7 protein-coding genes are annotated in these 9,167 nt (G+C 70.2%); all 7 read right to left on the bottom strand.

Features of this window, described 5'->3' with window-relative positions:
* Positions 1 to 101 precede the first annotated feature (101 nt).
* From mmsB to ACGFMK_RS40495, 7 genes are read right to left on the bottom strand one after another with little or no spacing between them, the layout of a single operon-like run.
* Positions 102 to 1,322 carry a multiple monosaccharide ABC transporter permease gene (gene mmsB / locus ACGFMK_RS40525; protein ID WP_392774729.1) on the bottom strand — a complete coding sequence of 407 codons (1,221 nt, stop codon included), beginning with the start codon at positions 1,320 to 1,322 and terminating at the stop codon, positions 102 to 104.
* Positions 1,319 to 2,839 (bottom strand): multiple monosaccharide ABC transporter ATP-binding protein, encoded by a 1,521-nt coding sequence (gene mmsA, locus ACGFMK_RS40520; protein ID WP_392774727.1) that lies wholly within the window; start codon positions 2,837 to 2,839, stop codon positions 1,319 to 1,321. The genes mmsB and mmsA overlap by 4 nt, the downstream gene beginning before the upstream one ends.
* A complete protein-coding gene (chvE, locus tag ACGFMK_RS40515) occupies positions 2,836 to 3,942 on the bottom strand; it encodes a multiple monosaccharide ABC transporter substrate-binding protein (RefSeq protein WP_392774725.1) in 1,107 nt (368 codons plus the stop codon). Before chvE ends, mmsA begins: the two co-directional genes overlap by 4 nt.
* A 16-nt stretch (positions 3,943 to 3,958) precedes the next feature.
* Positions 3,959 to 5,467 carry an L-arabinose isomerase gene (gene araA / locus ACGFMK_RS40510; RefSeq protein ID WP_392774723.1) on the bottom strand — a complete coding sequence of 503 codons (1,509 nt, stop codon included), beginning with the start codon at positions 5,465 to 5,467 and terminating at the stop codon, positions 3,959 to 3,961.
* A gap of 17 nt (positions 5,468 to 5,484) precedes the next feature.
* The gene (locus ACGFMK_RS40505; protein ID WP_392774721.1) at positions 5,485 to 6,162 is read right to left on the bottom strand and encodes an L-ribulose-5-phosphate 4-epimerase; all 678 of its coding nucleotides are present in this window, start codon (positions 6,160 to 6,162) and stop codon (positions 5,485 to 5,487) included.
* The gene (gene araB, locus ACGFMK_RS40500) at positions 6,162 to 7,793 is read right to left on the bottom strand and encodes a ribulokinase (RefSeq protein ID WP_392774720.1); all 1,632 of its coding nucleotides are present in this window, start codon (positions 7,791 to 7,793) and stop codon (positions 6,162 to 6,164) included. Before araB ends, ACGFMK_RS40505 begins: the two co-directional genes overlap by 1 nt.
* A 55-nt stretch (positions 7,794 to 7,848) precedes the next feature.
* Positions 7,849 to 8,880, bottom strand: a complete 1,032-nt coding sequence (locus ACGFMK_RS40495) for a LacI family DNA-binding transcriptional regulator (protein ID WP_392774718.1) — start codon at positions 8,878 to 8,880, stop codon at positions 7,849 to 7,851.
* Positions 8,881 to 9,167: the final 287 nt, after the last annotated feature.

The raw sequence follows: 9,167 nt of genomic DNA, 5'->3' as shown, positions 1-9,167 counted from the left end.
CCATCCACCGCGGCCCCCCCGCGCCCGCCGCCGCCCTGCTCCGGTCCCGCCCCCTTTGTGGCACTGTGCCCCCGTCTTGTGCCCCTCACGGGACTTCTGCGTTACGAAGCCGCGCGGCGTTTGGTCCAGATGTCGTACGCGACTGCTGCCAGCAGGACGACGCCCTTGACCAGCATCACCCGCTCGCTCGGGGCGCCGATCAGGGACATGCCGTTGTTGATGACCGCCATGATCAGGCCGCCGGTGATCGCGCCGACCACCTTGCCGACGCCGCCCTGGACCGCCGCGCCGCCGATGAACGCCGCCGCGATCGCGTCCAGCTCGAAGTTGATACCCGCCGTCGGGCCCGCCTGGTTCAACCGGCCGGCGAAGATGATCCCGGCCAGCGCCGCCAGCACGCCCATGTTGACGAAGATCCAGAACGTCACCGACTTGACCTTGACGCCGGAGAGCGTCGCCGCCTGCAGGTTGCCGCCCACGGCGTAGATGTGCCTGCCGAACACCGACTTCCCGGCCACCAGCGAGTAGCCGAGCACCAGCGCCGCCAGCAGGATCAGCACCCACGGCAGGTTCTTGAACCGGGCCAGCTGCACCACCAGCGCGAGCACGATCACCGCGACACCGGCGATCTTCAGCACGAAGATCGCGAACGGGTCGACGTCCTGGCCGTACCCCAGCCGCGCCGAGCGCTTGCGCCACTGGGTGAACGCGATCCCGGCCACGGCGGCGACGCCGGCCAGCAACGAGACCAGGTCGGCGCCGCCCAGCGGGCCGAGGCCGATGTTGCCCAGGTAGCCGTCGGTGAAGCCGTTGGACAACGTGCGGATCGTGTCCGGGAACGGGCCGATGCCCTGGTTGCCCAGCACGGTCAGGGTCAGCGCGCGGAACACGAGCATCCCCGCCAGCGTCACGATGAACGCCGGGATCCCGAAGTAGGCGACCCAGTAGCCCTGCCAGGCGCCGATCACCGCGCCGACGACGAGGGTGATCAGCACCGCCCAGAACCACGGCAGGTGCCAGTTCACCATCAGCACCGCCGACACCGCGCCGGTCATCGCGACCACCGACCCGGCGGACAGGTCGATGTGCCCGGAGATGATCACCAGGATCATCCCGATCGCGAGGATCAGCACGTAGGAGTTCTGCACGATGATGTTGGAGATGTTCTGCGGCTCCAGCAGCGCACCACCGGTGAGCACCTCGAACAGCACCACGATCAGCGCGAACGCGACGTAGATGCCGCTCTGGCGCGGGTTGATCGAGATCCGCCGGGCGGAGTGCTCGACCGGGGGCGCGTCGGGCCGCGCTTCGGTCGTGGTCATTCCCGTTCCTTCGTCATGTACTGCATGAGCAGTTCCTGGGTGGCTTCCTCGCGGGTCGCCTGGCCGGTGATCCGCCCGGCCGACAGCGCGTAGATCCGGTCGCAGAGCCCGAGCAGCTCCGGCAGCTCGGAGGAGATGACCAGCACGGCCTTCCCCTGCGCGGCCAGTTCGTTGATGATCGAGTAGATCTCGAACTTCGCGCCGACGTCGATGCCGCGGGTCGGCTCGTCGAGGATCAGCACGTCCGGGTCGGTGAAGATCCACTTGGCCAGCACGACCTTCTGCTGGTTGCCGCCGGAGAGCTTCCCGGTCACGCTGCGCACGGTCGGCGCCTTGATCGACAGGTCCCGGCGGAACCCGACGGCCGTGTCGTGCTCGGCGTTCTCGTTGACCCAGCCCCGCTTCGCGAGCTTGCCCAGCCCCGCCGCGGACACGTTGCGCTGGATGTCCTCGATGAGGTTGAGCCCGTAGCGCTTCCGGTCTTCGGTGGCGTAGGCGATGCCGTGGCGGACGGCGTCACGCACCGACCGGACGGTGATCTCCTGGCCGTGCTTGAGGATCCGGCCCGAGATGTCCTTGCCGTAGGACCGGCCGAACACGCTCATCGCGAGCTCGGTGCGCCCGGCGCCCATCAGCCCGGCCAGGCCGACGATCTCGCCCCGCCGCAGGCTCAGGTTCGCGTGGTCGACGACCACCCGGCCCGCCTGTGTGGGGCTGTGCACCGTCCAGTCCTCGATCCGCAGCACCTCGTCCCCGATGTCCGGTTCCCGGGGCGGGAACCGGTGCTCGAGGTCGCGGCCGACCATGCCGGTGATGATCCGTTCCTCGGTCAGGCCGGCCGCGTCGAGGGTGTCGATGGTGCGGCCGTCCCGCAGGATCGTGACGGTGTCGGCGATCGCCGTCACCTCACCGAGCTTGTGCGAGATGATCACGCACGTGACGCCGTCGGCCCGCAGCTCGCGCAGCAGGTCGAGCAGGTGCGCCGAATCCTCGTCGTTGAGCGCCGCGGTCGGCTCGTCGAGGATCAGCAGCCGGACCTTTTTGGACAGGGCCTTGGCGATCTCGACGAGCTGCTGCTTGCCGACGCCGAGGTCGCGCACCGGCGTCACCGGGTTCTCCGCGAGGCCGACGCGCCGCAGGAGCGCGCCGGCCTCGTGGTTGGTGCGGTTCCAGTCGATCCAGCCCCGCTTGCCCTGTTCGTTGCCGAGGAAGATGTTCTCCGCTATCGAGAGCTGCCCGCACAGCGCGAGCTCCTGGTGGATGATCACGATTCCGCGCCGCTCACTGTCGCGCACCGAACCGAACTCGCACCGCTGCCCGTCGAAGTGGATCTCGCCGTCGTACGTCCCGTGCGGGTAGACGCCGGAAAGCACCTTCATCAAGGTGGACTTCCCGGCGCCGTTCTCCCCGCAGATCGCGTGGATCTCGCCGCTGTTCACGGAAAGGGTGACGTCCGACAGCGCCTTGACCCCGGGGAAGGTCTTGGTGATCCCGCGCATGCCGAGCAGTTCGGTCATTTCAGCTGACCAGCCGTGTAGTAGCCGGAGTCGACGAGCTCCTTCTGGTAGTTCGCCTTGTCCACCGTGACCGGCTGCAGCAGGAACGACGGGACGACCTTCTTGCCGTTGTCGTAGTCCTTGGTGTTGTTGACCTCGGGCTTGCCGCCCTTCAGGACGGCGTCGGCCATCTTCACCGTGGTGTCGGCGAGGATGCGGGTGTCCTTGAAGATCGTCGAGTACTGCTCGCCGGCGATGATGGACTTGACCGACGCGACCTCGGCGTCCTGCCCGGTGACCACCGGGTACGGCTGGCCGGCGGTGCCGTAGCCGTTGCTCTTCAGCGCCGAGAGGATGCCGATCGAAAGACCGTCGTACGGCGAAAGCACGCCGGCGACCTTGGCGCCACCGGTGTAGGTCTTGGTGAGCAGGTCCTCCATGCGCCGCTGCGCGGTGGCCGGGTCCCAGCGCAGGATCGCCGCGCGGGCGAAGTCGGTCTGCCCGCTCTTGACCACCAGCTTGCCGCTGTCCATCAGCGGCTTGAGCACGGACATCGCGCCGTTGAAGAAGAACGTCGCGTTGTTGTCGTCGGGCGAACCGGCGAACAGCTCGACGTTGAACGGACCGGCACCGTTGCCCAGCCCCTTGACCAGCGAGTTCGCCTGCTCGACGCCGACCTTGAAGTTGTCGAACGTGGCGTAGTAGTCGACGTTCGGCGAGTTGCGGATCAGCCGGTCGTAGGCGATGACCGGGATCTTGCGGTCGGCCGCCTCCTGCAGCTGCGTGGTGATCGCGGTGCCGTCGATCGAGGCGATGACCAGCAGCTTCGCGCCCTTGGTGATCTGGTTCTCGATCTGGTTGACCTGCGTCGGGATGTCGTTCTCGGCGTACTGCAGGTCGACCTTGTAGCCGAGCTTCTCCAGCGCGGACTTGATGTTGTCGCCGTCGTGGATCCAGCGCTCCGACGACTTGGTCGGCATGGTGACACCGACCAGGCTGCCCGCCGCGCTCGCGGCACCGGGTGCCGGCGCCTGGTCGGCGGTCTTCTGGCTCGAACCGCACGCCGACAGCGTGAGCACGAGCCCCGCGGCGGCGATCCCCGCGAGTGTTCTGGTGAACTTCATTGTTCCGTTTCCTTTCTCAGAAGCCCTGAGCGAGCCGGTAATACGCCTGGTTCCAGCGGATGCGGTCGGCGAAGCCGTGCGGTGTGGTGTCCTTGTCGATCACCAGCAGTTCGACGCCGAGCAGGTTCGCGAAGTCGCGAAGGGTCTCCGTGCCCACCGCCTGGGTGAGCACGGTGTGGTGCGGGCCGCCCGCGGTGATCCACGACTCGGCCGACGTCGCCAAGGTCGGCGCGGGCTGCCACACCGCGCGCGCGACCGGCAGGTTCGGCAGCGGCTCGTCGGGCGGGACGACGTCGATCTCGTTGGCCACCAGCCGGAACCGGTCACCGAGGTCGACGAGACCGAGGGTGACGCCGGGCCCGGGCGCGGCGTCGAACACCAGCCGCACCGGGTCCTCGCGCCCGCCGATGCCGAGCGGGTGGATCTCGCACGACGGCGTCGCCGCGGCGATGCTCGGGCAGACCTCGAGCATGTGCGCGCCGAGGATCTTCGGCGTGCCCGGCCCGAAGTGGTAGGTGTAGTCCTCCATGAACGACGTCCCGCGCCCGGTGCCGTGCCCCATCGCCTTGACCGCGGCGAGCAGCGCGGACGTCTTCCAGTCGCCCTCGCCGCCGAAGCCGTAACCGTCGGCCATCAAGCGCTGGACCGCCAGGCCGGGCAGCTGGCGGAGGCCGCCGAGGTCTTCGAAGTTCGTCGTGAACGCGCCGAAGCCACCGTCGCCGAGGAACTTGCGCAGCCCGGCCTCGATCTTCGCCGCGTAGCGCAGCGACTCGTGCCGCGCTCCCCCGGCCGCCAGGTCCCCCGCGATGTCGTAGTCCTCGGCGTACCGCTCCAGCAGATCGTCCACTGTGTCCTTTTCGGACACCGCGTCGACCAGCTCGACCAGCTCGTTGACGCCGTAGGTGTTGACCGAGACGCCGAACCGCAGCTCGGCCTCGACCTTGTCCCCCTCGGTGACCGCGACGTCGCGCATGTTGTCGCCGAACCGGGCCAGGCGCAGGTTGCGCAGGTGGTCGGCGCCGATGGCCGCGCGCGCCCACGCGTCGATGCGGGCCACGACGACCGGGTCGGAGACGTGCCCGGCGACGGTCTTGCGCGGGATGCCGAGGCGTGTCTGGACGAACCCGAACTCGCGGTCGCCGTGCGCGGCCTGGTTGAGGTTCATGAAGTCCATGTCGATCGTGGACCACGGCAGGGCCTCGTTGAGCTGGGTGTGCAGGTGCAGCAACGGCTTGCGCAGCGCGTCCAGCCCGGTGATCCACATCTTCGCCGGCGAGAAGGTGTGCATCCAGGCGATCACGCCGACGCAGGCGGCGTCGGCGTTGGCCTCCTGCAGCACCCGGCGGATCGAGGAGGCCTCGGTCAGCACCGGCTTGCCGACGATCTCGGCCGGCAGCCCGCTGGCGCCTGCCAGCAGCTGCTGGATGCGCAGGGACTGGCCGGCGACCTGCTCGAGGGTCTCTTCGCCGTAGAGGGCCTGGCTCCCGGTCAGGAACCAGAGCTGCGGTTTGGCCGCGGAAGTCATCGTTCTCCTCATCGAGATCATTGCTGGCCGTAGACGTTCTGGTACCGGGCGTAGAGCCGGTCGACGTCCGCGGGCGGCAGGGGTTCGGGCGTGCCCAGCTCGAAGGCCTTGTGCACGGTCCGGGCGACGTCCTCGACCATCACCGCGGCCTTGACGGCGTCGCGGGCGGTGCGGCCGACGGTGAACGGGCCGTGGCTGCGCATCAGCACGGCCTTGGAACGGCTGCCGCGCAGGGTCTCGACGAGGCCGCGGCCGATCGAGTCGTCCCCGATCAGCGCGAACGGCCCGACCGGGACGTCGCCGCCGAACTCGTCGGCGATCATCGTGAGCACGCACGGGATCGGCTCGCCGCGCGCGGCCCACGCCGTGGCGTAGGTCGAGTGCGTGTGGACGACCCCGCCGATCTCCGGCATGTGCCGGTAGACGTAGGCGTGCGCGGCGGTGTCGGACGACGGCGCGAGCTCACCGTGCACCAGCTCGCCGTGCAGGTCGGTGACCACCATCGTGTCGGCGGACAGGTCGTCGTAGGACACCCCGGACGGCTTGATGACCATCAGGTCGCGGCCGGGCACCCGCGCCGAGACGTTGCCCGCGGTCCAGATGACCAGGGCGTTGCGGGTCAGCTCGCCGTGCAGGTTCGCCACGGTCTCCCGCAGTTCCGCGACGGTGTCGAGGACTTCGCCGGTCAGGGACATCAGGACCGTCCTTTCGCTACGGCTCGGCGGCGGGCGGCCAGGCGGTGCATGACGTCGTTGGCACCGCGGCCGAAGTAGTCGTGCAGGGTCGTGTACTCGGCGTAGAGCTCGTCGTAGGCCGTGACGTGCGCGGGCACCGGCTCGTACACCGCGGAGCGGGCCGAGCCCATCTCCCCGGCCGCCGCGCGGATGTCCGGGTACGCCCCGGCCGCGACGGCGGCGTGGATCGCGGAGCCGAGCGCGGGCGCCTGCGCCGAGCCGACGACCGACAGCGGCAGGTTGGTGACGTCGGCGTAGATCTGCATCAGCAGGGCGTTCTTCGTCAGCCCGCCCGCGACGATCAGCTCGGTGACGGGGATGCCGGCCTCGGTGAACGTCTCGACGATCTTGCGGGTGCCGAACGCGGTGGCCTCCAGCAGCGCGCGGTAGACGTCCTCGGCGCGGGTGGCCAGGGTCTGCCCGACGATCACGCCGGAGAGGTCGTGGTCGACGAGCACCGAGCGGTTGCCGCTGTGCCAGTCGAGAGCGACCAGCCCGTGTTCGCCGATCTCCTGCCGGGCGGCGAGCCGGGTGAGCTGGTCGTGGCTTTCGTGGGCGAAACGCTCGGCGAACCAGCCGAAGATGTCGCCGACGCCGCTCTGCCCGGCTTCGTACCCCCACAGCCCCGCCACGATCCCGCCGTCGACGACCCCGCACATGCCGGGGACTTCGCGCAGATCGGCGCCGTTCACGACGTGGCACGTCGAGGTGCCCATGATCGCGACCAGCTGCCCGGGCTCGACGGCCCGCGCGGCCGGCGCGGTGACATGCGCGTCGACGTTGCCGACGGCGACCGCGATCCCCTCCGGCAGGCCGGTCCACGCGGCGGCTTCGGCGGTCAGCGTGCCCGCCCGGTCGCCCAGCTGCCCGAGCGGGTGCTCGAGCTTGTCGGCCACGAAGGACTCGAAGCCCGGCGCGAGTTCGCGGAGGAAGTCGCGGCTCGGGTACTGGCCGTCCTGCAGGATGCCCTTGTACCCGGCGGTGCAGGCGTTGCGGACGTACGTGCCGGTCAGCTGCCAGACGATCCAGTCGGCCGCCTCGACCCAGTGCTCTGTCGCCGCGTAGACGTCCGGGGCCTCCTCGAACAGCTCGAGGCCCTTGGCGAACTCCCACTCCGACGAGATCAGCCCGCCGTAGCGCGGCAGCCACTTCTCGCCGCGCGCGCGGGCCAGCTCGTTGATCCGGTCGGCCTGCGGCTGGGCGGCGTGGTGGCGCCAGAGCTTGACGTAGGCGTGCGGGTTCTCCGCGAACTCCGGCAGCTCGCACAGCGGCGTTCCGTCCACTGTGGCCGGCACCATCGTGCAGGCGGTGAAGTCGGTGCCGATGCCGATCACGTCGGCGGGGTTCGCGCCGGCGTCGGCCAGCGCGGCGGGGACGGCGGTGCGCAGGACGTCGACGTAGTCCGAAGGCACCTGCAGCGCCCACTCCGGCGGCAGCGCCCGCCCGGTCGCCGGGAGCTCGCGGTCGACGACGCCGTGGCGGTACTCCGTCACGGCGCTGCCCAGCTCGGCGCCGTCTCGCACGCGTACGACGACCGCGCGCCCGGAGAGCGTGCCGTAGTCGATGCCGACGACGAGGGGTTCTGCTGACACTGCCGGTCACTTCCTTTGTTAGCGCTAACATCGTCAGAGGTTTTCCGGGCGGCGGTTATCGCGGTCCGGTGCTCTCCCGCACGATCAATTCGGGCGCGACCAGCGCGCGGTCGTGCCGGTCGCCGCCGCTCATCCGCGCGGCCAGCAGGCCGAACGTGCGTCGGCCGAGTTCGATGAAGTCCTGCCGGACCGTGGTGAGCGGCGGCGTGAAGTAGGCCGCCTCGGGCACGTCGTCGAACCCCGCGACGCGGACGTCGCCCGGCACCGAGATCCCGGCTTCGGCGAGCGCGCGCAGCAGGCCGAGCGCCATCTGGTCGTTGCCGGCGAAGACGGCGTCCAGGTCCTTTTCCCCGGCGAGCGCCCGGCCGGCGTCGTAGCCGGAGCGCGAACTCCAGTCGCCGCGGACGACCTTCGGCACCGGCGCGCCGTGCCGTTCGAGGGTTTCGCGCCAGCCGGCCTCGCGGCCGCGCGCGTCCAGCCAGTCCTCGGGCCCCGCGATGTGCCAGACCGTGCGGTGACCCAGGGCCAGCAGGTGTTCGGTGGCACGGCGGGCGCCGTCACGCTGGTCGACGGCGATCACCGGCACCGGCGCGTCGTCCCCGCCGCCGACGGCGACCAGCGGGATGTCCGCGGGCGCGGCCTCCAGCGCCCGCCCCGCGGTGACGTGCGGGGCGATGACGATGATGCCCTCGACCGCCTGGCCGCGCAGGTTCTCGACGGCGTCCGCGATGGACGACCGGCCCGGGCGGCTGACGCTGGAGATCGTGATGGCGAACCCGGCTTCGCGGGCGGCGTGCTCGATGCCGTGGAGCGTGCTGGCCGGACCGTACAGATTGGACTCGAGCGCGAGCACGCCGAGGGTGCCGGTGCGCCCGGTGACCAGCGCGCGGGCGGCGGAGTTCGGGCGGTAGCCCAGTTCCTCGATGGCGGCGAGCACCCGGGCGCGGGTCGTCGGCCGCACCGGGCCGGTCCCGTTGATGACCCGGGAGACGGTCATGTGCGAAACCCCGGCCCGCCCGGCGACGTCGGTCAGGCTCGGCTGCCGGGCCCCGTTGAGGGGTCCACCAGGGCGAGAGCGTTCGGCCACCGACTACCCCTTCCGTCCCCGTCGACGTGGTTCCCGTCACTCGTTCAGGTGACGGCGAGGAGTCAGTGTTAGCGATAACACCCGCGCGGTCAAGCCCGGCCCGCGTAACGGTCTCGTCACGCGGGCCGGGCGTCCAGCGGCGATTTCGACGCGTTCGACCAGCGGTTTCGGTGAACAACCCACCGAAGGCCGCCGCACGCTGCAGCCGGTCGTGGGTGGGGGAAAAGTTTTTTAAAAAGTTTTCCACACAACACCGCGACACGGGGCGGGGGGGCGCTAGGGACAGC

The organism is Amycolatopsis sp. NPDC049252 (assembly GCF_043197175.1).
Taxonomy (GTDB): Bacteria; Actinomycetota; Actinomycetes; order Mycobacteriales; family Pseudonocardiaceae; genus Amycolatopsis.
This window is presented reverse-complemented; position numbering and strand designations above follow the sequence as displayed.

What these genes read in the sequence shown, in the direction of transcription:
- mmsB (WP_392774729.1), bottom strand. Translation starts at nt 1,322, where the DNA reads ATGACCACGACCGAAGCGCGGCCCGACGCGCCCCCGGTCGAGCACTCC.
- mmsA (WP_392774727.1), bottom strand. Translation starts at nt 2,839, where the DNA reads ATGACCGAACTGCTCGGCATGCGCGGGATCACCAAGACCTTCCCCGGG.
- chvE (WP_392774725.1), bottom strand. Translation starts at nt 3,942, where the DNA reads ATGAAGTTCACCAGAACACTCGCGGGGATCGCCGCCGCGGGGCTCGTG.
- araA (WP_392774723.1), bottom strand. Translation starts at nt 5,467, where the DNA reads ATGACTTCCGCGGCCAAACCGCAGCTCTGGTTCCTGACCGGGAGCCAG.
- ACGFMK_RS40505 (WP_392774721.1), bottom strand. Translation starts at nt 6,162, where the DNA reads ATGTCCCTGACCGGCGAAGTCCTCGACACCGTCGCGGAACTGCGGGAG.